Annotated in this window: 18 protein-coding genes; 9 read left to right on the top strand and 9 right to left on the bottom strand. The window is 65.6% G+C overall.

The genetic code is table 11. From position 1 onward, the window contains the following. Positions 1-33: 33 nt before the first annotated feature. Both AWC17_RS32895 and AWC17_RS25100 read right to left on the bottom strand, forming a co-directional pair. Positions 34-1725: a hypothetical protein gene (locus tag AWC17_RS32895; RefSeq protein WP_167385637.1), complete on the bottom strand. Its 1692-nt coding sequence runs from the start codon at positions 1723-1725 to the stop codon at positions 34-36. Between the two features lie 9 nt (positions 1726-1734). Beyond that, complete coding sequence (locus AWC17_RS25100) at positions 1735-2049, bottom strand: hypothetical protein (protein WP_085165226.1); 315 nt, start codon at positions 2047-2049, stop codon at positions 1735-1737. Positions 2050-3012: 963 nt separating this feature from the next. On the opposite strand from AWC17_RS25100, the gene AWC17_RS32890 reads away from it, so the two are divergent. Both AWC17_RS32890 and AWC17_RS25090 read left to right on the top strand, forming a co-directional pair. Beyond that, entirely contained in the window at positions 3013-4200 is a 1188-nt protein-coding gene (locus AWC17_RS32890; RefSeq protein ID WP_085165404.1) for a helix-turn-helix domain-containing protein, read from the top strand. Positions 4201-4380: 180 nt separating this feature from the next. Beyond that, positions 4381-7725: a type ISP restriction/modification enzyme gene (locus tag AWC17_RS25090; RefSeq protein ID WP_085165224.1), complete on the top strand. Its 3345-nt coding sequence runs from the start codon at positions 4381-4383 to the stop codon at positions 7723-7725. Positions 7726-7833: 108 nt separating this feature from the next. Here the strand turns inward: AWC17_RS25090 and AWC17_RS25085 are convergent, their stop codons facing one another. Continuing rightward, complete coding sequence (locus tag AWC17_RS25085; RefSeq protein WP_085165223.1) at positions 7834-8112, bottom strand: hypothetical protein; 279 nt, start codon at positions 8110-8112, stop codon at positions 7834-7836. Between the two features lie 207 nt (positions 8113-8319). On the opposite strand from AWC17_RS25085, the gene AWC17_RS25080 reads away from it, so the two are divergent. Then, entirely contained in the window at positions 8320-8763 is a 444-nt protein-coding gene (locus AWC17_RS25080) for a hypothetical protein (RefSeq protein ID WP_085165221.1), read from the top strand. 18 nt (positions 8764-8781) lie between these two features. Here AWC17_RS25080 and AWC17_RS25075 read toward each other — a convergent pair whose 3' ends face one another. The 3 genes from AWC17_RS25075 to AWC17_RS25065 form a co-directional block, all read right to left on the bottom strand. Beyond that, positions 8782-9444: a hypothetical protein gene (locus tag AWC17_RS25075; RefSeq protein ID WP_141224770.1), complete on the bottom strand. Its 663-nt coding sequence runs from the start codon at positions 9442-9444 to the stop codon at positions 8782-8784. A gap of 11 nt (positions 9445-9455) precedes the next feature. After that, complete coding sequence (locus tag AWC17_RS25070; RefSeq protein ID WP_085165217.1) at positions 9456-10394, bottom strand: ParA family protein; 939 nt, start codon at positions 10392-10394, stop codon at positions 9456-9458. A gap of 1894 nt (positions 10395-12288) precedes the next feature. Beyond that, positions 12289-13212 (bottom strand): MPT63 family protein, encoded by a 924-nt coding sequence (locus AWC17_RS25065; RefSeq protein WP_244193521.1) that lies wholly within the window; start codon positions 13210-13212, stop codon positions 12289-12291. 168 nt (positions 13213-13380) lie between these two features. Here AWC17_RS25065 and AWC17_RS25060 point away from each other — a divergent pair, with 168 nt between their 5' ends. The 5 genes from AWC17_RS25060 (at position 13381) to AWC17_RS25045 (ending at position 21602) form a co-directional block, all read left to right on the top strand. Beyond that, positions 13381-13602: an antitoxin VbhA family protein gene (locus AWC17_RS25060; RefSeq protein WP_085165215.1), complete on the top strand. Its 222-nt coding sequence runs from the start codon at positions 13381-13383 to the stop codon at positions 13600-13602. 90 nt (positions 13603-13692) lie between these two features. Next, complete coding sequence (locus tag AWC17_RS32260; RefSeq protein WP_141224768.1) at positions 13693-13977, top strand: hypothetical protein; 285 nt, start codon at positions 13693-13695, stop codon at positions 13975-13977. 194 nt (positions 13978-14171) lie between these two features. Further along, the gene (locus AWC17_RS25055; protein WP_085165213.1) at positions 14172-15029 is read left to right on the top strand and encodes a hypothetical protein; all 858 of its coding nucleotides are present in this window, start codon (positions 14172-14174) and stop codon (positions 15027-15029) included. 208 nt (positions 15030-15237) lie between these two features. Continuing rightward, the gene (locus tag AWC17_RS25050; protein ID WP_244193520.1) at positions 15238-15840 is read left to right on the top strand and encodes a hypothetical protein; all 603 of its coding nucleotides are present in this window, start codon (positions 15238-15240) and stop codon (positions 15838-15840) included. A gap of 218 nt (positions 15841-16058) precedes the next feature. Then, complete coding sequence (locus tag AWC17_RS25045) at positions 16059-21602, top strand: helicase-related protein (protein WP_085165209.1); 5544 nt, start codon at positions 16059-16061, stop codon at positions 21600-21602. 18 nt (positions 21603-21620) lie between these two features. Here AWC17_RS25045 and AWC17_RS32885 read toward each other — a convergent pair whose 3' ends face one another. Beyond that, entirely contained in the window at positions 21621-21776 is a 156-nt protein-coding gene (locus AWC17_RS32885; RefSeq protein ID WP_167385635.1) for a hypothetical protein, read from the bottom strand. 716 nt (positions 21777-22492) lie between these two features. Between AWC17_RS32885 and AWC17_RS25040 the strand changes: the two genes are divergently transcribed. Beyond that, positions 22493-23140, top strand: a complete 648-nt coding sequence (locus AWC17_RS25040) for a hypothetical protein (RefSeq protein ID WP_085165207.1) — start codon at positions 22493-22495, stop codon at positions 23138-23140. Here the strand turns inward: AWC17_RS25040 and AWC17_RS25035 are convergent. Both AWC17_RS25035 and AWC17_RS25030 read right to left on the bottom strand, forming a co-directional pair. Continuing rightward, positions 23110-24675, bottom strand: a complete 1566-nt coding sequence (locus AWC17_RS25035; protein ID WP_244193519.1) for a serine/threonine-protein kinase — start codon at positions 24673-24675, stop codon at positions 23110-23112. The two genes, AWC17_RS25040 and AWC17_RS25035, sit on opposite strands and share 31 nt — an antisense overlap. Further along, positions 24672-25514 carry a tyrosine-type recombinase/integrase gene (locus AWC17_RS25030; RefSeq protein ID WP_308292900.1) on the bottom strand — a complete coding sequence of 281 codons (843 nt, stop codon included), beginning with the start codon at positions 25512-25514 and terminating at the stop codon, positions 24672-24674. The genes AWC17_RS25035 and AWC17_RS25030 overlap by 4 nt, the downstream gene beginning before the upstream one ends. Positions 25515-25667 lie beyond the last annotated feature (153 nt).

The following is a 25667-nucleotide window of genomic DNA, read 5'->3' as shown; positions in this document are numbered from 1 at the left end:
GCTGCGATACAGCGACATTCCCTCAACCAGCCCCTACTTCTTGTCCTTTTCGGCGCGGCGGCGCGGTTCACGACGAACCTCACCGAACACCGCTTCGGTATTGGCCACCGGGCGCATGACAACCCGTCGGCGTTCCTCGGACTTACGCTCGGCGTCGTTCTTGCCGCCCATCCCGCCCATCATCGGCGGCATCATGCCGAACCCGCCGCCCGATGCAGACCCGGTGGGCGGCGCCGACCCAGTGGCGGGCCCGCCGACGCCCACACTTGACCCCGTGGGCGGGCCAACGGCCGGGCTCGAGCTTGTCATCGGCGCACCACCACCGCCGCCGGCCCCGCCGTCCCCGACGCCGGACGCGGGACTGGTTCCGCCGCTACCGAAGTCCCCGGCTCCCGGGCCATCAGGCGACGAGTTGTCCGGTCCCCCGCCGCTTTCGGGCATCTCAGGGGAGCCCATGTGGGGCATTGAGCCCATCCCGGGAAGCGACGACAGACTCGACAGCGCCGATAGCGGCGAGCCGCCGCCCAGCCCGTGAGTGACCTGGCCGACGGCGCCGGTTCCCGCGCCCATGATCATTCCGGCGACGTTGGCCACCGTGTTCGCGGTATTCGGATCGGCCGCCGCGGCGGCGGCCGGCGGTGTTGCCAGCCCAGGTGTCGGCTGCGGTGCAGCGGTACCGGAGTCGGCCAGATCGGGATTATCGGGATCGCCCGGGCCGTGACCGTGATGGTCATGCCCGACGGCACGTCCATCGTGCTTGCTGGCCTGTTCTGTATGGGCAGGCGGTTGAAGCTGCTCAACTGAGGCCCCAGGATTCTGCACGATCGGCGGCGCAGGGGTAGGCGGCTGAGCCGCACCGGTGAGCGTGGGTGGCGCGGCCGTGGCGAAGGTCTGGAACGCGGCCATCGCCGTGGCTCGTTTTTTGGTCAGCTCGCCCGACAGGGTGGCGACTTGCGCAGCGTTAGACCCGCCGGTGGCGTTGTAGTGGGCGATCGCCACCTTCAAGCGTTGGTTCAGATCGGTGAACTCCTGCGGGTGCGGGGTGCTCTGAATCAACGTGTCGGTGTGCTCGGCTGCTGCGTCGGCGGCGCCGGCCAGCGCAAGGACCTGTGGGTGAAGACTGGACTCCAGCCAGTCCGCGTGGTCGGTGATATTGCTGGCCGCCTGTTGGTGGCCGTCGCGCCAATTCTGGGCAACCGAGGTCCCGGCGTTGCGAACGTTGGCGGCCGTGTGGAGCACCGTCGCGCCAAGTGCCTCACGAACGTGGTTGGCGAAGTTCCGCAGAGCCCCCGGGCCGGGGCCGGAATGCACCAGCGCCGCGATCTGCTCGGCTGGCATGGGCGCCGGCGGGGTCATCGTCGGCGGAACAGGAAGGGTCGGCAACGCGACGTCGGGAACTGCACCTGGCGCTGCGGGGCTTGGGGCACCCGGTGTTGCCGCGCCGTCGAGGATGCCGCTGATCGCCGCCGCGTTCTCGGTGTCGGTGCTCGACAGGGTCGTCGCGGTGCCGTTAAGCGCTAGCCCGCCGGCTGCCCGTAGCTGTCCTGCATGGTCATTGAGCAGGTGCAGTGACTGCGCCCAGGTGGTCAACGAGGCCGCCAGATGGGTGGACACCGTGTCGGCCGCGGCAGCCTGGGCCACCGGTGCCATCCCTGCTGGGGCCGCGGAGCCCTGCAGAGCGGAGGCATCGGCGCGCAGGCCGTCGGGGTCGACCGTCAGGTCCATACGCTGAGGCTACGCGTCTAGAACGGCGTTGATATGCGTCTTGTTTTCGTCGTCGGTGGCTTCGAAGACGGTGATGGTGTTGCTCAGGTGATCCGCCAAGCCGCGCGCGTTAGCAGCCACCCGCTGATAGGCGGCCTCGCGCGCCGCCATCTCGGCTTGCTTGGCCTGCACGTAAGGCGTGTAGGTGTCCCCCACCGCGGCGCGCAGTTCCTCAAGCGTCATGTGGTGATGCCGGCCGTGCGCCTCGACCTGGTCGCCGTAGTCACGCCAAGCCGCGACCGACTGCGCTGCAGCGTCGGTGTCAAGGGAGATCGAGTCCGTCATGTTTCACCGCTTCCTTCGTCACAGGCCCGCGACACGAAGCCTGCATCACTTGCGTTTACCCACTGCCTAGTCTGTAGCATCACCTACCATGTGCGCAAGAGCCGGACGATCCGCATTTCGCGTCGCCGGAGCCCCGCGGCCAGCTTCGCCGCCTGTATTCACTAGCCAAATCACCGTTCCCGCGTGTCGGCGCGGTTCATCCGCCGACGCGCGTGTAAAACTCACCAACAACACAGGCACCAGGAGGAACCCCGACCCCAGCCAACTGAATACGACCGCCCGCTAAACGCAGAAAAGCCCCGCCGAAGCGGGGCCCATCTGCCGAATCGAAGCACCACCTTCGATCCGGGCTCCCTACAACAGGAACCAAGCCTTCCAAGGGGCTGGCTCCAGGATAGAGGACACCCATCGTGAGCCGCAAGAAGGATCACGCCGCCACACGGCCCTTCCCCCCGCGCCCGGCGCCGGGGCGCGAATCCGTGCCAATGCCGGTGCACCACAACGCTCCTCGCACCCCATCACCCCATCCCTCAGCCATGCATGCCGCCGCGCACCCAACTACCGGGTGCGCCCACCCTGATCCGCGCTACCCGCAAATGGAGGCGATGCACCTGACCATTTGAGCGCCGCGGCCCCGAATCATGCAGCGGCTCAACTGAATACCGACATCAGGCACTAACTACCCCCGAACGTTCAAAGCCCCCCGGAGGCAACCGGAGGGCTTTGGGCAGGCGGTAGACCGCCCCATCCCCGAAGGGACTTGCTTTGACAGGCAGTTCTTACGGTAGCGCATGCCTGCGTCCAGCACCAGAGCCGGCGCAGCGTGTCAAACCATCGCCCGACCGTCGACCGGCCGGGCCCGCGCGCGAACACCGGCCGTTTGCTACGCGGCCCCGAACGTATCGCGGCTGTAGCGCCGTTCACCGCCGCCGCGGTGTCGTGCGCACCACCCCGGTAGCCGAGGTGCTCGATATCCGCCGGGGTCGGCGCCTGCTCGGCGCTGCTCCCCCGCCGCCGAGCCTGTTCGTCAACCTCGAGCTCGCCGACGACGCCTACGTCGGCGTGCCGTGCTGGTCCGGCGGCGGCGCCTACTGGGCGCACGTGACCGTCGCGGCGGCCTACGACCTGCGCTACGCCGAAATCCGGCCGCAGATGACCTCTGGCGGCATCGCCAAACGAACCCTGGTCGTCATCGCGGCCGCGTTCGCCCGGACCGCAGACGCTGACACCGGCCGCAACGCCCGCCCCACCAACGAACAGCTCGCCGACGCTACGGGATTCACTGAACGCACCGTCCAGCGGGCCCGTGAATGTCTACGCCTTCTCGCGGTGGCCACCGAGGTGCTGCGCGGCCGCCAACGCACCTACATCGAACGTATGGCGTCCTGGCGCATGGGCGATCGCCACCGCGGTTGGGCCTCCGTGTGGGCGCTGCACGACGACGCCCAGGTCAACCGGGTTATCCACAGCGTGTCACCCCACCTGGAACGGTCCCCAGTAACCCCTCACACCTCACCTCAAAACCGACTGGTTACTACCCACGGGCGCCACAAGGGCGCCCGGCAAGGCGTCGCTACGCGCCGCCCAGCTCCAGACCCAGGAGGTCGGCGCCTGGCCGCGGACTGGCGTAACCATCCGCACGCCCCACCATGGGCCCGACGCTTCACCCCAACCAGCTGGGCCGCCATGCTCGCCGCCCCAGCCGCCGCCGGCTGGACCCCACGCGACCTCAACCAACTCATCACCGACTGGCTCGGCGTGGGCCGGCGCATCCCCGACTCCCCCGCCCGCCCGATCGGGCTCCTCGGCGCGATCCTGACCTGGCACGGTGCCGACAACCTGGGCGAGCGGCCAGCCGCCCTCGACGAGGCACGCGAAGCCCAAGCCCGCGCCGCCCAACGAATCCGCATCGCAGAGAACGCCGCATCGCACCGCGCACATCTAGCCGGCCGAGCCGCAGCACAGGCCGCACAGTCGGGCCCCGGCCGTGCTAAAGCATTCGCCGCCCTATCGGCCGCGCGCCGCCGCAGCGCTCAGCGCCGAACCGAGCAAGCAGCCGCCGAACAAACACGACTCGAAGCGCTCATCGACCGCGCCCGCCGCGACGGCTCTCCTGCCCCCGACGCAACTCGAAACGACCTGTGGCGCTAAACGCTATAGGCCGCCCGAGAGACCTAGCTGTGGTGTTCCACCACGTTGGTGACACGGCGCGACACGATGATGGCATTGTAGGGCGGCATCTACCGGCTCTCCAGGACCCAGAAATACCCGACCTTGCCCAGACAGCAGTGTTTGATGTCCTCAGACGCTCGGAATGACCTGTGAGGACGTATGCCTGCGCAATGGATCGTCGATGCGACATCAGCACTCGGTGACGTCTGCAAGAAAAAGCTAGCCGGCCCAGGAGAAGCCGAGGCAGCGATCCGAGCCCCCATAGAAGAACTGCTCACCGCCGCCGGCCAGAACCTGTCGCTGACAGTCGTCCCTCACGACGAAGTCAGCGACAAAGACCGCGGCGTCCGCCCGGATTACGCGATCCGCGTCGACGGGGCCATCACCGGCTACCTGGAGGTCAAGAAACCGGGGGCGAACCTGGACCCCGAATCGTTCACCGGCCACAACAAGCGCCAATGGGAACGCCAACGCGACTTTCCCAACTTGATCTACACCAACGGAACCGAGTGGCGGCTCTACCACCACGGCAACCCAGTCAGAGACCCTGTGCACCTGGCCGGCGGCACACTGCGTGCCGCGGGAACCAAACTCACCTGCGGGGACGACTTTGAGGTCCTGCTGACCGACTTTCTGCGGTGGGACCCGGTCGACATCACCGGCGTCGTCGCACTCGTTCGCGAGGTCGCACCGCTGTGCCGGCTTCTACGCGGCGAAGTCCTCGACCAGCTCGCCGAAGAAACCCGCGCGATCGCGGCCGGCGCTAAGGAAGCCGATCAGCCCTTCCACGGCCTGGCCCGCGACTGGCGGGCCCTGTTGTTTCCCACTGCCACCGACGACGTCTTCGCCGACGGGTACGCTCAGGCCGTCACCTTCGCGCTGCTGCTGGCCCGCACCGAGAACATTGACCTTGTCGCCGCCGGCAGTCTGCACGAGGTCGGCACCAAGCTGGCCGGGCAGCACTCCCTGATGTCACGTGCCCTGCAGCTCCTCACCGACTACGTCGCCGCTGACTTCCGGGTAACACTGGACTTGCTGGTACGCGTGATCGGCGCCGTCGACTGGCCGAAAGTCCGTGCAGGCAACCGCGATACATATCTGCACCTCTACGAACGGTTCCTCGGCGAATACGATCCCGAGCTCCGCAAGCTCTCCGGCTCCTACTACACACCGCACCAGGTCATCGAGCAGATGGTGCGCCTCGCCGAAGACGTTCTCGTCCACCGACTGGACCGACCCGAGGGGTTCGCCGACCCATCGGTGGTGATCGCGGATCCTGCGATGGGCACCGGCGGGTATCTCCAGCAGGTCATCGAGCACGTCGCTGACCGCGTCGAGGCCCGCGACGGCAAGGGCGCTGTCGCCGGCGCGGTGACCGGCCTGGCAACCCGGCTCTATGGCTTCGAACTGCAGATGGGGCCGTTCGCCGTCGCCGAGCTGCGCGCCACCGACCTGCTGGCCGATATCGGCGCCACCCTGCCGCCCAGAGGGCTCGGGCTGTTCGTCACCGACACCCTGGACGATCCCTACGCCGAGCAGACGCAACTGGGCTCCGGGCTGGAGCTGATCAGCCGCTCCCGCAAACGCGCCGCCCGCGTCAAAGCAAAGACGAAAGTGACTGTGGTAATTGGCAATCCGCCGTACCGCGAACGTGCCGAAGGAATGGGCGGCTGGGTCGAGCGGGGCAGCGGCGCCGACCCCTACAAGCCGCTCGACGATTTCCGAGCCGAAGGCAACGGCCGCCACGAATTCAACCTGAAAAACCTGTACGTCTACTTCTGGCGTTGGGGCACATGGAAAGTCTTCGACGCCAACAGGGATCAGCCCGACGGCGACGTCGGCATCGTCTGCTACATCACCACATCGGGCTACCTGCGCGGCCCCGGCTTCAAAGGGATGCGCGAATATCTGCGCCGCAACACCACCGAAGGCTGGATCATCGACGTCTCGCCCGAAGGGCAACGCCCCGAGGTGGCCACGCGCATTTTCCCGGGCGTCCAACAACCCCTGGCGATCGCCATCTTCACCCGAACCCCGCACTGCGACCCGCAGACCCCCGCCCAAATTCACTACACCGCCGTGCACGGTCACCGTGCCGAGAAGTACGGCGCCCTGGCCAAGCTGAACCTCCACGACACGCAGTGGCACCCGACGCGCACCACCTGGCAGGCCCCGTTCACGCCTGCGACTCAGTCCCAGTGGGACGACTATCCCGCGTTGAACGATCTGCTGCCCTGGAGCAGCACCGGGATCACCGCTAACCGCAACTGGCCCAGCGCCCCCGTCGTCGCCGTCCTCAAAGAGCGCCTCAAACGGCTTGTCGCAGAGCCTGATACCACCCGCAAAGCCGAACTATTCAAGCAAACTGACACATCGTCATTGACTGCGCGCAAAGACCCCTTCGCCGCTCCGGATACCGAACCGCACACCGACCGCCCGTTCAACAACGAAACAGCCAGCTACGTCAACACCGCACGCATCGTCCGATACGGCTACCGCTCATTCGATCGCCAATGGATAATCGCCGACCGGCGACTGCTGGATCGCTCACGCCCGGAACTGTGGGCAGCACGGCTCCCCGGTCAGATGTTCGTCATCGAACAGCATTCCCAACCAGTCAGCGACGGACCAGGCGTCATGCTCTCGGCCCTCATCCCCGATGCCCACCACTTCAACAACCGAGGCGGCCGCGCACTACCGATGCTGCACCCCGGCGGGCGCCCCAACATCGCCAAAGGCCTCCTCGGAGCCCTCTCGACTATCAGTGGCCGCAAACTCACCGCCGAGGACCTGATCGCATACATCGCCGGCGTCACCGCCCACCCCGGATTCACCGAACAGTTCACCGAAGAACTGGACACCCCCGGAATCCGCGTCCCGATCACCACCGACCCTGAACTGCTCCAACAAGCCATCGACCTCGGCCGCCACGCGATCTGGCTACATACCTACGCCGAACGGTTCACCGCTATCCACGGCAGCGACGTCCGATACCCCGCGGGTGACCCGCACCGCATCACCAACCTGACCGCAGTCAAGTCAATGCCGACCGCAATGACCTACGACTCCGACACCGCCACCATCCACATCGGCGGGGGCTCATTTGGCCCTGTCCCACAAGCGGTTTGGGGTTACACCGTCGGCGGCCGAGAAGTCGTCAAATCCTGGTTCAACTACCGCAAGGCCAACCCGACCGGGCGCCGCACCAGCCCGCTGGACGACATCAACGCCACGACCTGGCCGACGGAGTGGAACGGCGAACTCATCGACCTACTGTCGGTGCTCAGTCGCCTCGTTGAGCTGCAGCCTGCGCAGGCCGACGTGCTCAACGCCATCCTCGCCAAACCGGTCGCGAGCTACACCGACCTCGCCGCCGCCGGAGTGACCTGGCCTGGCCCCAACGCCAACGACGTACAGCGCAGCCCCAACTACGCGGAGGCAGACCAGGGCCAGCAGACCGAGGACGTGGACGGACAGCTCGGCTTCACATTCGGCGACAACTGAGGACCCCGACCGCCCCGAGAGGCCGTTGCAACTGTGGTTCGGTGACTTCGCCGCGTAACCGATGTCACGAGATAGCACACCTAGCCTGGCGCCCAAGCGCCGATGCACCTACGACGCTATAGCGCGAGTTGTCTGCCGAGCGTGAGCGCGGGCCTGCTTGAGAATCTTGTCGACATAGGGCGCGATGAGATCCGACATGTCGAGGTCGAGGCTTTGCGCATAGTTCTTGATGAGCTGGTGATCAGCGTTGGTGAGGCGCTTACCAAAGTATTTCTGTGCTTGACGCCGCTCACGGCGCCGCCAGTCGGACTTTGCACCGGTCGCTGAGCCCTCGTCGACGTCACCATCGCTCGAAGGTTTCCGAATATCTTCCGAAAAGCCCACCATCTCCGAACCTCTCTGAAATCCCAGCTCAGCCCTGTCCTAGTGCTGATCGCAAGCCTACCGCAGCACACTGCTTTCTCGAAGATTTCGGTTATGCGTGTCCCCCAGGCTGCACTCTGTGGCGGTTATTCCGAAATTAGCCGCTGATATTGCGATATGATTTCCGCAATCGAAGGCTGCAATCTGCACATCAGCAGGTACCGTTAGACGATGCACTCGCCGGTCGGCGCCCCGTGGCCAGGTGGCGAGCACGGCGAAGTCCTCAGCCCCTCCGGACAACGCTCATATCTCGCCGCCACCGCGGCCGTCCTAGCCGGACGCAGCCCCCGATGGGCATCAGAGCTGGCCAGTACCGGCGCCGTGGACGCCGAGCAAGGCCACGTCACCGGCCGCCAAGGCCGCCCAGCATGGTTCCTGTTCGCCGACAGCTTCGAGCGCTACCTTCACGCACGCGGAAAATGGCCACCCACCACGGCAGCGACCGACTGGGAGCATCTGCTCCAGCTTCAAGGCGCAGACCTCGAAGCCGCGCGACAGGCCAACGCCACACTGCAAGCCGAAAATGCCCAACTCAAGGCCGCCCTCGCCCAGCGCGATGAAAACATCGCCCAACTTGCCGAAATCGTGGCTCAACTAGCCAAAACACCACGTTAGCCGAGGTGCCACGAGAGGTTACGACGCGGCAGAGTTGACCGTTTTCTCTGCCCGGGCCGGACCACGGCGCCGCTTGAAATACAGGGTCAGCGCCTCATCGACAAGCGCGCTGCGTGACGGCGCTCCCCACTCTTTAACCAGCTGCTCATCGATAGTCTTCGCATCAGCCGGGTTCAGACCGGTCAGCGCGATCTTGGCCGGCGGGGCAATGTGACGGCGACGCTTGCGCACCACGGGTTGGCGGGTGAACAAGCTGCCCGGCGCTTTTTCGGCGTTCTCTGCCGGTTTCCAGTGGCGGGCGAGTTCTTCATGGACGGCGTCGATGGCATCGAGCACGATCTGACCATAAGTGCGGGCCTTGGCCGGGTTCTTCTTCTTTTCCGCCAGGTTCAAGCTGCGCAGCTTCGCCAGATTGTCTGCCGAAATCTCCGCGGTCGGGTTACCTTCACCGTCGGAGTCGCCAGCTTTCGCGGTCCGGCTGCCTGCCGCCCCCACTCCCCCGCCCGGCGGGCTCGTCTCAGCCTGGACTTCGTTCGCTCGCGTTTCGACCGGCGCCGCAGGCGGGGCGGGTGTACCGACCGGATCAGGCTGCCCCGCCCGGCTGCCGACCCCAACCCTTGGTAGGAATTCGTCCAGGTCGTCATCAAGGGCGGATTCGTCAAAGACACTCTTCTTGGCCATGGGGGCGCTCCTTACTCCTGTGCTCCCGCCGCTGCTGCGGCTGCTCGCTCTTTGGACGCGCGCATCAGGACTTCCCGGGTCAGCTCCTGGTAGTCCTGGGCTACCGCCCCCGGGTCTTTTGACCACAGTCGGTCGGTGGCGTCCCTTCTGCCCCGGTTCCGCAGCGCGGTCATCAGGGTCGCTTTCTGCTCTTCGCTGGGGTTAGCGAGCTCCTGGGCGGTCAGGTGCCGCTCTCGCATGTCGATAGCCAACGCCGGCGCGCTGCGGATTGTGGCTTGGAACGGTTCCACCTCAGATCCGAGCATTTCCTTGACCTGGTTGAACACGTGCGGCAGCCGCACCGAGGCGTTGGGGTTCACGTCGAAGAGTACGACGCCGATCAGCGAGATCGGGGATCCGTACCGCTTGGCGCGGCGGTAGGTAGCCGCGAGTTGACGCACCCCATTGAGGGACGCCCCATCTTCTTTGGTCGGCACGACCAGATAGCGGCAAGCCTGCAGAAGGGCGATGAGCAGTACTTTGTCGCCGTGTCCGGAGTCGACCAGGATGATGTCGTACCCTTCGCGTTCGCATAGCTCGGTGAGCGCAGCGTCGAGATTCTCGGCCAAGTCGACCGGTTCGGTTGATGCGGCGATGGCCGTGGATACCTGGCCGATCGCCGGGCCGCCCATCAGAATGTCGAGGTTTGGGCGGATATTGCGGTACGGCTCAAGTGCGACTCCCCCGCCCGGTCCGTATTGCAGGGCGATGGCGAGGTTCTTGCCTTTATCCCACAGTTCTTCGGGGACACCAAGATCGTCGATCGTCAGGTTTCCCTGCTGGTCAGCGTCCACGACCAGCACTTTTCTACCCTTACGGGCGATGGCCACCCCTATGCCGGCCACTATTGACGACTTACCGCTGCCGCCCTTCTGCGTGGCGACGACCACCTTCTCCGCGAGCACTGTCATACCCGCGATAGTAGCTCGGCACCCGGTTGGCTGTCTACTATACACAACCGATGGTGATCCGTTTGTTACCTCCCATCGGGTTTCATATCTGTATCCGTGTACCCAGATAGGTCAATACTCGTTTCGTAGCCCGCTTACCCGTTGGTTTATCCAGCGCGTTATCGACCCGTAGTTCTGTCGGCTTCTCTACCGGTCTACTACTTCGCAGTACTAGCCGCATAACATCGCGTCCTGGTACACGCTGCTTGATGGGCGTCACAAACCGTTGGCCGATTGGGATGGCCGATTCTATACCACTCCGACATCCCATACCTCTGATTTGTGGTGATACATCGGCACTCAGACGTCGTACCTCTTTCCGGCTACACACCAAACTCGTGATCCGTGCTTTCCTTGGTGTGACGACTAGTTGCTGTAGCCGTTTCGAACCACCGCACAACATCCGTATCTGACTACGGCTAGCTATACGCTTAGGATTACGGCTGACCACAGGGTATCCCTCTCCTAAGTGCAGCCGGTTCGTAATACACCACTCGGCGCGTTGTGGACCACCGCTGGTTAGCCCCATCATCATGGGACTGGTTACTCGACTGAAACGCCGTTTCTGCATCCCTACTCGGATACGCATCGGGCAGGGGAGATGCCCCCGTGTCCCACGACCAATCCGGTTGCGTGTGACGACGGAAATGCACAAACGGCTCAGCAGCGTTATCCCTGCAGATCAGTGCCATTTTCTCCGTGCCTTGCACTCATCGAACATAAAGCCGACCCGAACTACGATGCCGTAGCGACACGGATGCCCACAACAACTCGGGCCGCATTCGTTGCGCATGCCGGCACGCTCGTGGCTCGCGCGCTCAGGAGGCGATCACCATCAGCCTCTCGTCCTCAACTCCTCTCTGTGCTGCACACAGCACGCAGTGGGCCATGTGAGGTCGGCCCTCGCGCGGACCCCAGGGCGCTCGGCGGCGTCGACGTCGCCCCTTCGCGCACAACCCGGGCAGCACCGCAGGGCACACGTCGACAGGCTCGAAGTGGGGGAGAGGAGGCACTTTCCAGATCAACTCCGCGGCCCACCATTACGGTGCGAATGCACAGCGACAAAGAACCTCTTAGCGCTTAAGTTTCGCTCTCCGCGGCGCCGAAGAGTCGCGCACGAAGCTCGGAGGATATAGGTGCTCCTGCGCACCACACGGGAACTGGAACCAGGAGAATGGCAGACCCGCATTGAGGCCGCATGGTTTCGAATTCCCTAGACGAGCCATGTCGGCAGCCGGGCGGTTCCAGTGGACCTCCACCCACAGCTGATCCCGGACAGCAGGCGCGGAATATTGCACGCCGCTCAAGAGACGTTCCGCGGTCGCAGACTGCACTGACCAGGCCAAAGATGTACCGGCCGACACGAACTACGCCGAGTCCCGGCGAATCAGATCAGCACTCTCTACTTACTAGGGACCCGCAGGACCCCAGCCGGACAACCTCAGCATCCGCCGCTATGACCTGGCGGGCGCGAAACTAGAGCCAGACACCGCGGCGGGGGAGAGGAGGATCGACCACGCTCGACGACCACTGACCTGCAGAAATAGTCGGAGGTCACGCAGCGCGGTAACCCGCCACACCCACAATCACCCCTGAATTCCCTCCTGTGCCGCGTAGACCCTTCTCGGCACCGGAAACCTTCGCCCGGCCGCGTTAGCCCCCGTGCGAGATCGTCAGCGCATTTAACGACGTGACAGCGCCGCCAGCGGCGGCCCCGCAGCGGCCCAGGAGTCAATTCCAGATCCCGAGTTCTGGGAGGAGCCTTCCGACAGCGTCGATGATGCCCTCGGCATCGATCAGGGTCGACGTCAAACAGTAAGTCGTCCGCAACGCCGAGACTGAGTCATCCCGTTAACTAGGGGGTCGCCGCCGCCGGCGCGGTCGCACCCTGCTGGGGGGCCGGCGTCTGGGTGGCTGCCGGCTGGGGGGTGGACACTGGCTGTTGGTCGGGTCCTGGTGCAAGCGGGGTGCCGAGGCTTCCCGGGGCTGGCGGTTGCGGGGCACCCGGAGCCTGGGGTAGCGGCGCGGCTGGCGCAGGCGTCTGAGGTGCACCAGGAGCGGGAGCTTGGGGCGGCGGCGCCGCAGGCGTTGCCGCTGCCGGCGTCTGCGGCCCGCTTGGCACGGCGCCCGGCAGGGGAGTGCCCTGGGCCAGACCGGTGGCAGGAGTACCGACGCTGCCAGGGTTTGCGGCTGGCACCGCCGTCGGGGTCGGGGGAGCGCCGGTGCCTGATGTCGGCGAGCCGTTCCCGGCGCTACCCCCGCGGCCCGTTCCGCCAGCCGCTGCGCCCGTGCCCGGCGGGGGTTGTACCCACACGGCCAGGTCGGGGCCGCCGGCGTTATAGACCACGCTGTCGGGCGTGTCACCGGTGACGTCGAAGTACAGTTTGCCGCTGGCCTGTTGCCCCTGGGCCAGCCCTGCGGGGTTGACGCCCTGGGCGGTCGCGACCTGGAACAGCTCGCGGTAGGTCTGTCCGCTGCGGGCGCGGGCGTTGAAGTTCGACACGATAGGCGTGGTGGAGCCGTGGGTGGCCTCGTCGGTGGCCGTGGCTTCCCACAGCGCGCCGTCGAGGTGATACGGGATGGCGTCGCTGCTGGGTTTGAGGTTGGTGACCGTCCAGGTGCCCTCACCGATCTGGGTAGAACTGCCCAGGGCGTGCAGATTGGTGGTGTTGGCGGTGGCCACCGCGGTGCCCGGGTCGGCATGAACCAGACCGGCGCTCAGCGCGCCTCCGGTGGCGGCGATCGCGGCAAGGATGGTGGTGGTGCGGATGATTGGCACGTCTGAACCCCGGCTTCCCCGTTGCCGGCTCATGTGAGCCGGTCTGTTTGACATCGTTGTATCAGTCGTTTCGCCGCTTCACAACCACGCCCGTTGCCGAGGTTGAGCCCGCTCGCCTGCCTCATATTGGTAGCTGCTATGTCGCGGCGCCGCTGTAGAATTCATGATATGAGCGCGCCTGACAGTTTCACTGAAATCTTGGCCGCTTTACCTCTGGAGCAGCGGCGGCGCGTGAGCAACGCGGTAGCCAGCAGCATGATCGAAGGGGATATCCCCGACGTAGCGTCGGTTGCTTTGCTCACCGACCTGGCGATCGGGAAAATCACGGGCGAGCAGTACCGCGCCGCCATCCTGGCCGATACCCGGGCGCCGACGGTAGCCAACCGCTAGCCACGCCCGTGCAGTGGGAGGACTATTTCTGGCCGGGCACCAAAGTTCTCGCCAACAAACTCGACATCCACGACGCCTCGGAACTAACCCGTGTTGAGCACAGCCTGGCCCAAGGCCGCGCCATCGAATTGGGCAACGGCGCCGTTGACAGCTCTTGCTGAGAAGTCCGGCCGCGGCCTGGACTTTGGCGCTATTTCATGGGAGGTGTTCGTTCAGCGCGCTGCCTTCTCCTGCCCTGCTCAGGACGAGAACGAACCGCAGGATCACTGGATGGTGCCGGTGTTCGCGCAGATCGCCCGCCCAGCAGGTGATATCAGCATCACGACCGAGCTCCGCGCGACCCGCCGCTCAGAAGGCTACGATCCTGGGTTATAGCGTCGCAGCGCGCGGCTTGGATCACCGGCGGACGCCCTCGTATCGCACAACCCCTGCCCATCGCCTATTTTGCTTATGTTGCGTAAACACTTCCGTGTTGCGCTCGTGCCGCGATTGTTCTAGAAGTGCCATACTGAAACCTGTACTATTTTTTGCACACCAGGGCACCCGCCGAGGGCTCTTGTCGCAGGAGGGTGATCATCAGCGCTGAGCCGTTAGACGAAGACGCCGCCGCCGAGGAGGCGCGCTCGCTACTCCGCCAGGGCTATGACATCAAGAAGGTGGTGGCCCAAACCGGGCTCTCCCAAAATCAGGTCGAGATGCTCGCTAGCAGCACCCTTGCCCCCGATGTGAAGCGGCTGGCCAAGTACATGAATGCGCGGCTGGGCGAGCTGGGAATGAGCCAGCTCGAAGCCAGCAAACTAGGCCTGGTCTCGCGCTCGACGCTGAACCTGCTCGGCAAAGACGACAGGGTCCCGGGCAGCGCCACCTTGTCCAAACTTGATGAACTGTTGTCCTGGGAGCCAGGGTCAGCGCACGCGACCATGCACGGGTCGGAACCCACACCGCGCGAGAACACCATTAGCCGCCCACCCGGCCCGATCGTGGATCGCGACGCCGAGGACGACTACGACAACCTGCGCATGTGGATCGAAAAGCGGCTACTCGAGCTGCAGATGAGTAAGAGCCGCCTGGCCGCGGTGGGCGGGCCCGGCCGCACAACGCTAGCCACCATGGGCAAGCGCGGCTACAGCCCCAACGCCGAAACCTTGGAAAGAATCGACACCCACCTCATGTGGGCTCCCGGCTCAGCGTTTGCCGCACTCAAAGGCGGCAAACCCGTCAACCTGCACATCGACGTCAAACCGCACCCCGCTCTGGTCCCCGTCCACTCGATCATCGACCGGCTCAAGGTGCTGCGAACCCGCGCCGAACGCCAACAGCAAAGCCTTGACCAGCAGCTTCGAGACATTGACCAGGCGCTTTCGCAGGCATACCTGGTCGTCGAGGACTTAGCACCCCACCAGCGCAGCAGCAACTCGTTACCATGACGGTGACGACGCCCCCACGGGGCACACAGGTAACCACGGCCGGGCGATCCCGCCCGCCACGGTCGCCGGGCACGGGCACGACCGCACAGGCCGATGCCGCACATCAGGAGAAACACTCATGACGAGCGGCATCGGGAGAACACTATGGCGCGCAGGACCGACGACCAGCAGCCGGATCTGTTCAGCTTCGAAGGGACTGACGACGCCAGTGACCGAATGGATGCAGCAAGCGGTACACGACGTGTACCGCAATTGGCTGGATCTTCCCCCGGACTGGACACCGCAACAGAAGCGCCGGCACCTCAACGACCTGACGGCCCGATTGGACCGGATGGCAGCCCAGATGGCCGACGACCTGGCAGCCTCAGCGATCCAGCAATGGACTCAACGCCACGGCGCGCACCCGGACTACCTGACGACCGTGCGGCTGCGCGAGACGGCGCTGCAGAACGCGCGGGAAACGGTCGTACGGCAGGAGCTCTACGACCAGATCGAGGAACCGCCCGAGCAGACGGTCGCGTTCAACCCGCCGCTTCCTCAGCCGGTACCAGCCAGCCAGGTGCCGTGGAACCTGCGCTGGAACGACGCCCGCTATCGCAGCGAACCGGGGGAGCAGATCGAGGCCCTGGCCGAGATGGTGTGGCCGGATCCGCAGTTCTCGGACCTGTTCCGCATCAAAGCGGCCTACCTGTTGATCGCCCGCCTCGAGGACCAGCTTCCGCTACCGGACGGCCCCCAGCATCCACTGGCAGCCGAATTGGCACCACTGGTGTACGAGGATCTTCGCCTCGACGGCTATCCCGTGAAGTAATCGCACCTGAGCCACAACTGTCGCTGTTCGAGGACTTCGACCAGCCCACCGACCCACGCAGCATCGACCCCGGCGGCACGCCACTACCGCCACCGCGCCGCCTCGACGACACTGCCGACCTCGCGCAGCCCGGCGACGGTGACCTGTACGCCCTAGACTCGACCCCGGCCGAAGCCCACACCAGCGGCGCCGAGATCGCCGCCGACCCCGCCGCGGAGTTGGACTTCACGCAGCGCACACTGCCCGACCCCGAGCACTCCCAGAAGCAGACCTTGGCGCCGCCGGCTGGCACCAGTCCGGCAACGCAGCCCGCCCGCGGGGTCAATACCGAGGAACCCAGCACCGCGGCGACGTCCAGCGCTGATGAGATCGCCCCGCCATCGGCGGTCGAGCTCACTTCACCGAGGTTTCGCCTGGGCACCGACATCCGGGTGCCGTCAGGGACCAAAGCCCGCATCCAGGCCAACCTCGCGGCGATCGACGTGCTCGAACGGCTGCGCGCCGACGGCGGCAGGCCGGCCACCGACACCGAACGCGACGTGCTGGCCAGCTGGTCAGGGTGGGGAGCCTGCGCCGAGCTGTTCGATCGGCGCAGCGACCAATACGTCACCGAGCGCGACCAGCTCCGCAGCGTGCTGGGAGCCGACGCCTACCGGGCCGCCGAAGCCAGCATCCTCAACGCCCACTACACCGACCCAATCATCGCCGCGGCCATGTGGGACGCCCTCCGACACGCCGGGCTGCGCGACGGCCGTGTCCTCGAACCAGGCTGCGGCTCAGGCACCTTCATCGGCCTAGCCCCCCCAGACACGGTCCTGGTCGGCGTCGACAACGACACCGTCACCGCCTCCCTCGCCGCCGCGCTCTACCCGCACGCCCAAATCCGCGCCGAAGGCTTCGAAACCACCCGGGTCCCCGCCGACTCGTTCGTCGCCACGATCGGCAACGTGCCGTTCGGCAACTTCTCACTCATCGACCCCGCCCACAACCCGGCCCGGTTCAGCATCCACAACCACTTCATCAACAAAGCGATCAGCTTGACCGCCCCCGGCGGCTACGTCACGGTCCTGACCAGCCGCTACACCATGGACAGCGTCGACACTCGAGCCCGGCGGGCCATGGCCGCCGAAGCCGACCTGATCGGCGCCGTGCGGCTGCCGTCCACGGCGTTCAAACGAGTCGCCGGCACCGAGGTCGTCACCGACATCTTGGTGTTGCGCCGCAAAGACAGCGACCGCGCCGACACAGACCTGACCGCCTGGATCGACACTGAAACCCTCGACGTCGAGGACCTCGACCACCTCGTCGACGAGACGGTTTTCGGCCGCGACGACGTCGGGGATGCCCTCAACATCAACGAATACTTCCTCAACCACCCCGACAACGTTGTCGGCACCTTGGCCCTGGGCCAAGGCATCCACGGCTCACCGACCCTCAAAGTCGTGGGGGAGGAGCAGCAGAGCCGCGAGGCGCTCGCCGATGCCATCGGCGGCCGCCTCCGCGACATCGTCGAGAACGCTTTGGCCCGCGGCCACGCCCTGACCGCTACCGCTGACTCGCTCATCGACGTCGACACCACGGTGTTCGACCCGGGCCTGTTCACCGAGGCCGAACGCGCCGAACAACCACCCCTGGACGCGCTGCGCTACCACCCACCGACCGACAGCATCCAACGGTGGACCGGGCATAGCTGGCAAGAGCAGCGCACCCCCAAAAGCCGTCTGCGCGAAACCCGTTCGCTCATCGAGCTGCGCGAGGCCGCCACCGCTGTCATCGCCTCCCAGCGCGACGGCCAACCCCTACCCGAGCGCGAGCAGCTCCGCGCGCAGCTGAACACGCTCTATGACGGCTACGTGAGCAAGTACGGGCCGATCAACCGCTTCAAATGGATCTACCCGCAACCGCCAACCCAAGAGTCCCACGACCGCAAAGTGGCTGGCGCAGAAGAACAATGGCGCAAAGCACAAGGCATCGACGGCGTGCGCTACCGGGGCCCGGTGCCCGAGCATCTTCAGCAGGAATGGTCGGAGAAGGCCTGGGAAGCCGGCAACCCCTACAAGCGCCGCCCGCACCTGGACGGCGGCATGAAAAACGATCCCCGCTGGGCCAACGTCGCCGCCTTGGAGATGTTCAACGAACAGAGCGGCGAAGCCCTCAAAGCGCCCATCTTCTCCGTGGACGTCCTGACCGCCCGCACGGTCCCCGACACCGCCGCCACCATCAGCGACGCCCTGGCCATCAGTATCGACCAGCACCAGCGCATCGACGTCGACTACATCGCCACCCTTCTGGGAGCAGAGCCTGACGAGGTCCGCGAACAACTACGCGGGCTGGCCTACCCGTCCCTGGACGACCCCGACGAACTTGTTCCCGCGGTCACCGCCCTGTCAGGCAATGTCCGCAACAAACTGGCCGCCGCCCGGGCCGCCGCCGAAACCAATCCCGCCTACGCCGAATACATGTCGGCGCTGCAGGCGGTCATGCCCGCCGATAAAGAAGCCTCCCAAATCCGGGTCCGCCCCGGCGCCCCATGGATCGACGCCAAATACGTCGCCCAGTTCGCCAACGAGACATTCGGCGCCGACACCGTCGTCGCCGACCACATCAGCGGCACCTGGTCAGTGGACTGCGCACGCCACCAACGCGCCTCAGTGGCCATGACCGAAACATGGGGCACCGAGTACAAAGACGCGATCGAGCTGCTCGACGCGCTGTGTAACTCCAAGCCGATCACCGTCAATCGGCCGGCCGAGGTCGTTGCCGAAACCGGCGGCCCAACAATCAATTTCGAAGCTACCTTCGCCGCCCAAGCCAAGGCAGCCAAGATTACCGAGGCCTTCCAGGAATGGGTATTCGACGACGACCGCCGCCGCGAGGAGCTGGTCGCCGAATTCAACGCCCGGTTCAACAGCCTTGTCGCGCCGAAACATCGCGGCGACCACCTGAGCCTGCCCGGCCTATCGGAGAAGTTCGAGCCCCACCCCTACCAGCGCGACGCTGTCGCCCGCATCATCGCCGAACCCACCGTGCTGCTCGACCACGTGGTCGGCGCGGGCAAAACAGGATCCATGCTGATGGGAGCGATGGAACTCAAACGGCTCGGGTTATGCTCTCAGCCCTGGATCGTGGTCCCCAACCACATCATCGAGCAAGTCGGCAGAGAAGCCGCGCAATGGTATCCGGCCGCCCGAATCCTGCTCGGCACACCAGGAACCGACCCTGAAGGCCGACGCCGATTCGTCGCGCAATCCGCCGCCACCGACTGGGACATGGTCATTGTTCCCCAAAGCCTGTTCACCGCGATCGGGGTCAGCGCCGACACCCACGCCGACTACATCCAACGCCAACTCGACGAACTCGACAACCACCAAGACCGCGCCCTCACCTCGATGAGCAAAAAGCGAGTCGAACAACAGAAGAAACGCCTCGACGCCCGCCTCAAAGACATGACCAAGCAGGACAGAAAAGACACCGGCCTCACATTCGAAAATGCCGGTGCGGACTACCTTTTCATCGACGAAGCCCACATGTACAAAAACAAAGGACGCCTCAGCAACATCGAAGAACTGTCCTGCCCTGCCCCCGCTCAACGTGCCGAAGACCTCGCCATGAAACTCGAAGTCCTGCGAGCACGCCGCCACGACGAAGGCCGCGCCGCGGGTCTGCGACCCGACCAAGTCGTCGAGCGGGTGGCCACCTTCGCCACCGGCACACCAGTGGCCAACTCCCTGGGCGAGCTGTGGGTCATGCAGAACTATCTGCGTCCCGACCTGCTCGCCGCCGCCGGTGTCGCTGACATCAACGATTGGGGAGCCAACTTCACCGCCCCTGTGAGCGGTGTGGAAGTCAACGCCACCGGCACCAGCCTGCGCACCGTCACCCGGGTAGGGAAATTCTGCAATCTTCCTGAACTGCTGGCACTCTCGTCGATCTTCACCGACGTGGTCACCCGCGACGAAGTCCCCATCGAGCTTCCCCGCCTGTCTGGCGGCCGGCGCCGCGTCGACAGCATCACCCCCAGCCAAGAGGTCAAAGACTTCATCACCGACCTGGGCTGGCGTCTCGATCACCTCGACCCCCGCCGCCCCGACAAAGACAACCAACTCAAGATCGCCAACGACGGCCGCAACGTCTCACTGGACCCGCGCCTGGCGGGCCTTGAAGCCCCGGCAACCTCTCGGGCATCCGCAGTCGCCGACGACATCATGGATATCCACCGCGCCAGCGCCGACAACGTCTACCACGACCCGGAAACCGGCCGTGCCATGCCGATCCGCGGCGCCTTCCAACTCGCGTTCTGCGACCGCGGCACCCCGTCTAAAGACCCACGCCAATTCACCCTCTACGGCGCGATCCGTGACGAACTCATCGCCCGCGGCATGCCCGCCGACGCGATCGCGTTCATCCACGACTTCGTCAAACCGGCCGACAAACTCAACCTGTTCCACCGCTGCCGCACCGGGGAGGTCTCCGTCCTGATCGGGTCCACCGAAAAAATGGGCACCGGCATGAATGTTCAAACCCGAATGCGCGCCCTACACCATGTCGATGTTCCATGGCGTCCCGCCGATCTCGAGCAGCGCGAAGGCCGCATCATGCGCCAGGGAAACCAAAACAGCGACATCGACATCGTCAGTTACGTCACCGAAGGCGCCTACGACACCGTCATGTGGCAAAAAGTCGAATTCAAAGCCCGCTTCATCGAACAGGTAAAACGCGAAAACGTGGACGTCGATGAGATCGAAGACCTTGGGGGAGGAGACATCTCCGGCGCCGCCGCCGAAACCAAGGCCATCGCTACCGGCGACCCCCGCTACATCAGACAAGTCGAACTCGACGACGACGTCAGACGGCTGGCAGCCCTGGAATCGGCCCACCGCGACGCCGCCGCCCGCCGCCGCCACCAGCGCCAGTCCACCGAGCGTGAACTTGACGCCACCACAAAAGAACTCGACACCCTCGCACCAGTCCTCGATCAGATCGCCGCGACCGGCGAGCGGCCCGCACACATCACCGTGGGCGACCGCGGGTACGCAGAACGCAAAGACGCCGCCGCCCCATTCGCCGCCGCCTGCCGCGACGCCTATCTCGCCCTTAAACACAAATCCAGCTTCGACACCAAACCCCTCGACGCCACCATCAACGGCATCACCATCACCGCGCGGCGAAGCCACCTCAAAGGCGAGCTGCACCTGACCCTCGACGTACCGTCAACCACCGTCGCCATCGAAGACGCCGAACTGTTCGCCACAGCACCCACCGTCGGCGGCGACGCCCACATCGCCAAAGCCAGAGGACTGCTCCAGCGCGTCGAGAACGCCTACAAAGACATCCCGCACCACAACACCCGCCTGCAGCGACACGCAGACACCCTCACCCGCGAGCTGCACGACTACGACAACACCAGCCTCGGCGACTTCGAGCACGCCGCCGAACTCGCCGATAAACGCCTAGAACTGAGCACCTTGACCGCCCAGCTACGCATGGAAGCCCAAAGCGAAGCGGCCCAAGCCGCATCCGCAGCCGCCCGCGAACGCATGCTCGAGGCCGGACGCCAACCAGGCTGGACCCTCGAACTCAACCCAACCCCCGCGCTCATCGCCGAGTCAGGGCTACCCGACGCCACCAGCTACCGCGCCGCCCAACGCATCATCGAACAACACCGCGCCGCCGAATACCGCAACGAGCACATCGCCAAAGACCAAGAACAGCAGCAGCAACAACACCGTGACAACACCGACGACGGCGAGCTCGGGCTGTAGGGCCGGCCCGGCCAGGCGCTACAACACGAAATGGCCGGTATCGACCCGCTCTACGCCACGGCGCGATTCACCACGCGCGTCCTCATCGACGTTCTCGCGCATCCACCGGGCCAGGCGCGCAGGCTGCGCGCCGGCGACCAGCAACACCGCTTCAACGATCCACGGCTCCACCATCACCCACCTTTCCAGTATTCGGGCATGTGCCACCCTACGAGCAGCAGCCGACAACCTTCAGAGAGCCAGATAGGTTGCGGCGGAAGCGGATTCACCGCGACAAGGCTGGCGGTTTAACCGCGACGTCGCACCAATCCCGCTGAACGACACCACAGTTCGACGGCCGGGAACCGCCCGGCCGTTTCACACGCCATCCTCAGCTCACATGCAGCCGCCCCCGAAGCCGGGCACAAAGCGCCAATAACGGCAATGCGTAAACGCAGGATAGACACCACCAGGTACACTGGGCTTGTGACAGGTGTAAGTTGCGTCTCGCGCCGGTGGCCGGCCAACTTACACTACGCGGGTAATGATCCGAACGAGGTTGGAAGTCAGACGATGACGGCAAGCAGCCCCGAACGCTTCGGCAGGCAGCAGACCACGCGGCCGGCTGGCTGGCTGGTGCAGCCCTGCGCGCTTGCCCGTGAACACCACGTCCTCTACGCCGGGTGTTCACGTCGCTGCTTTGCGCACGTGCGTCGATTTTCGCCGAAGCTGTCAGATCACGGTGTTAGCGTTAAGGCGGCGTCACGGGCGGCAGGGTTAAGACCCCCAACCCGCAGGAGCACGTGGCCATCTCCCGCTTCGTGCGCCCCGCCCGTGACGCCAGCCCCGAACTGTTGTCGTAGCGCAGTGCTATGTTGCTGCCACCAGTACCAGCAGCATTCACAGGGGCGGTGATCACAGTGCAGGCGCAACTCGTCGCGGCCGATCCGTGGTGGGATTACGCGCGCGGCTGGGCCACGGCACTACGCAGCGGTGTCGCGCCAGCGTCGGTCGCGGTCTACGGCCCCATTCTCGACGACGATGAACAAGCGCGGCTGTGCACCACCGCCACGTCCAGCCGCCTGGCCGCCGGCGACGGCACCTACGAGCGGTCCTCCACGTTCGTCTTCGGCAGCGCTGGGCTCACGCTGGGGATGCTCGCCGCGCAGAGCGTTATCAACGGCCGACGCAAAAGGCGGGCTCGCCGCGACGAGGTCGCTCAATGGCGCTATCAGCAGCAGTCCACCATCGTCGTCACCGACGAGCGGCTGATGTGCAGCGGACCAGACGGCACGCTAATTGATTTCTGGTTCGGCTACGTCACGGAGTTCTACCCAGATCTACTGGGCTGCACCGTGACGTTCGCTTACGGTGATCGTTGCCTGCCCCTACGTGTGGCTGGGCCGTCGGCGGTGGCCATTGCGTTATGGTCCGCGCACGCGCTGTACGGGCCAGCGTGGACCAACGACGTCCGTCTGCAGCCGCTCTTGGCGGGCAGCCAACCGCGGCTGGCTCTACCGGTGGGCCGTCACGACGAGTGGGTCGCCCACCACGCGTAGAGCGCGTTGAGCGCGTTGGGATCCGGCACGTCGGAGGCAACGACCGCTAATAGGTGTTCGGAATCTACGGTCCAGGCCATCAGCGGCCGGTCATCGCGGAACCCGCAAAACACGGTGCCCTTGGGGACGCTCGGGTCAGACACGCGCCGCCAAGGGCCTGGTGACTGAATATTGCCAGGGCACACCACGGTGTTGGCGGTCGAAATGACCTGGGCGAATGCGGCCTGCAGCGATGCAGTGTCGCGGGCCAACGTGTATATCGCCGCACTCGGACCGCCCGGATCCACGTTGGGTCCGCACGACATGACCGCCGCCGGCCCGGGCGGCGCCGGCGTGCACGCACCGGGCGGGTACCCTGCGGCGGGCACGACACGCCGCAGCTGCTCGATCGGCGCCGCGGTCGGCGCCGCGGCGCTGCTACTCGACGCCGTGCTGCTCGTCGAGCTCCGCGATGCCCCCGAGTTGGAAGCCGAATTGTGGCTAGGTAGAACCAACCACACCAGCAGCGCGACCGCGGCCGCCGCTGCGCCGATCCCACCCGCGGCGATCCAGCGTCTCGGCGCCGCCACATAACGTCGTGACCGCGACGTCCTGACGACCGGCGACACCGAAACCCGCGGCGGGGGAGGAGGACCGGCGGCCATGTCGGTGGGCGCCGGTGTGCGAGCCTGCCACGGGACACGCATCGCGCGCGCAGCAGCGGCCGCAAGTTCGCCCGCCGTGCTATAGCGCTGCTCGGGCTGTTTGGCCAGGGCCTGCGCGATGACGTCATCGAGGTTTGCTGTCGCCCACGACACAAAGGCAGAAGGCCGCGGCGGCGGCTGCTCGAGATGCGCGTTGGCGATCGACACCACGCTGTCATGCCCAGCGAACGGATATTGGCCGGTGAGAAGCCGAAACAGGCTGCAGCCCAACGAATAAATGTCGGCCTGGCGCCCGATCGTCGTGCTGCCCGTGATGACTTCGGGGGCGGTATAGGCGAAACTGGCCACCATCGAACCCCCGCCGCTCGCGTCGGCGGCCTCATTGAGGCTCAGGGCGGCGCCGAAGTCCCCCAGGACCACCCTGTCTCGCGCCCCGGTCTGTTTGCCGAGCAGAAAGTTGGCGGGCTTGATGTCCTGGTGAATCACGCCCTGGCCGTGGGCGTAGTCAAGCGCCCCGGCCACTTCGGTGATGATGTGCAACGCCCGCGACGGCGTGACGGTGTCCTCACGCAGCGCGTTCTCGGCGTCAGTGCCGGCGATGTACTCCATGGCGATCCACGGGCGGTCGTCGTCCGTGTCGCCGCGACTAAACACCGTCACGATGTTCGGGTGGTCCAGCGCCGCGGTCGTCACAGCCTCTCTGCGGAAGGCGTCGCGGGCGGCAGCGCTGTCGGCAAGGTCGACGGAGAGCACTTTGAGGGCTTCGCGTCGTAACAAGGTCAGGCTTTCAGCCAGGTACACCACACCCATCCCGCCCCGGCCCAGGATACGTTCGATGCGATACCCGGCGACCTCGTTGGGCAACGGCGCCACGGGTTCTGGGGTGATCACGACGGATCAGCCTCCAACGGCCGGTTGACAAGGCTATAGAGCGGGTTGAGGGCGGCCGCGGACTTGGTCTCGGCGGCCGCGCTTGTGATGTAACGCTGTGAGGTGGCCATGGACTCGTGCCCGAGTAGCCGCATCAGCGCGTAAACACTAATGTTGGCATTGGCCAGCTCGGTAGCGAACGTGTGCCGTAGTGCATGCAATAGGGCGCCGCGTGCGCGTTGGGCGTCTGGACCGGCAAGCTTGAAAGCGCGTAAAACCCGGTACTGCAGCACGCCTCGGGTGATGCGCTCGTTGTCGCGACCGACAAACAACGGTGCCTGAGCCGGCCACCGGCTGTGCTGCGCCCCTGCGGTGCGCTGGCGCACTGTGTTGGGGAATCGTGCTGCGCGGCTGTCCAGATACGCGTTGATCACCTCAACGAGGGCAGGCTCGATCGGTACGGCGCGTTCTTTGTTGCCCTTACCGCGCACGTGCAAAACGCCGCCGCGATTGCCGGCCAGCACACGCAGATCGCCCACATTCGCGCCGCGCAGCTCATGTGCGCGCAGGCCGGCTAGTAGCCCGGTGAACACAATCGCACGATCGCGCTCGGGCCAGTCGGTGGTCCGGGTGTCCGCGCCTGGCGCGTCGATCGCGCCCAGCAACGCTTGCGCTGCCGCCGGCGGCAAAGATTTCGGCAACGTCTTGGCTGGCTTGGGTTTTCCGACAAGTTCCATGGGGTTGGCGGGGATCTGCTCGGCGCCGAAAAGATAGCCGCACAGCGTGTTCCACGTCGACCAGCAGCGCCGCACAGACGCAGCCTCGTGGCCGTGCGCGAAGTCCGCGAACGCCTCTCGCATCGCGGCCGTCGTGATAGCGGTCGGCGTCAGCGCCGAAATATGTTGTGGTTCACAGACAAGTCGGCTGGCGATCGCGTCAAAGTCGTGGCGGTATGCCTGCAAGGTGTGTGGTGACGGCTTACGTGTGGCCCTGTCAGTCAAAAACTCCCGAAA

The sequence above is a fragment of the Mycobacterium nebraskense genome (genome assembly GCF_002102255.1).
Taxonomy (GTDB): Bacteria; Actinomycetota; Actinomycetes; order Mycobacteriales; family Mycobacteriaceae; genus Mycobacterium; species Mycobacterium nebraskense.
Note: the sequence above shows the minus strand (reverse complement) of the source record. Positions and strands in the feature narration are given on the sequence as shown.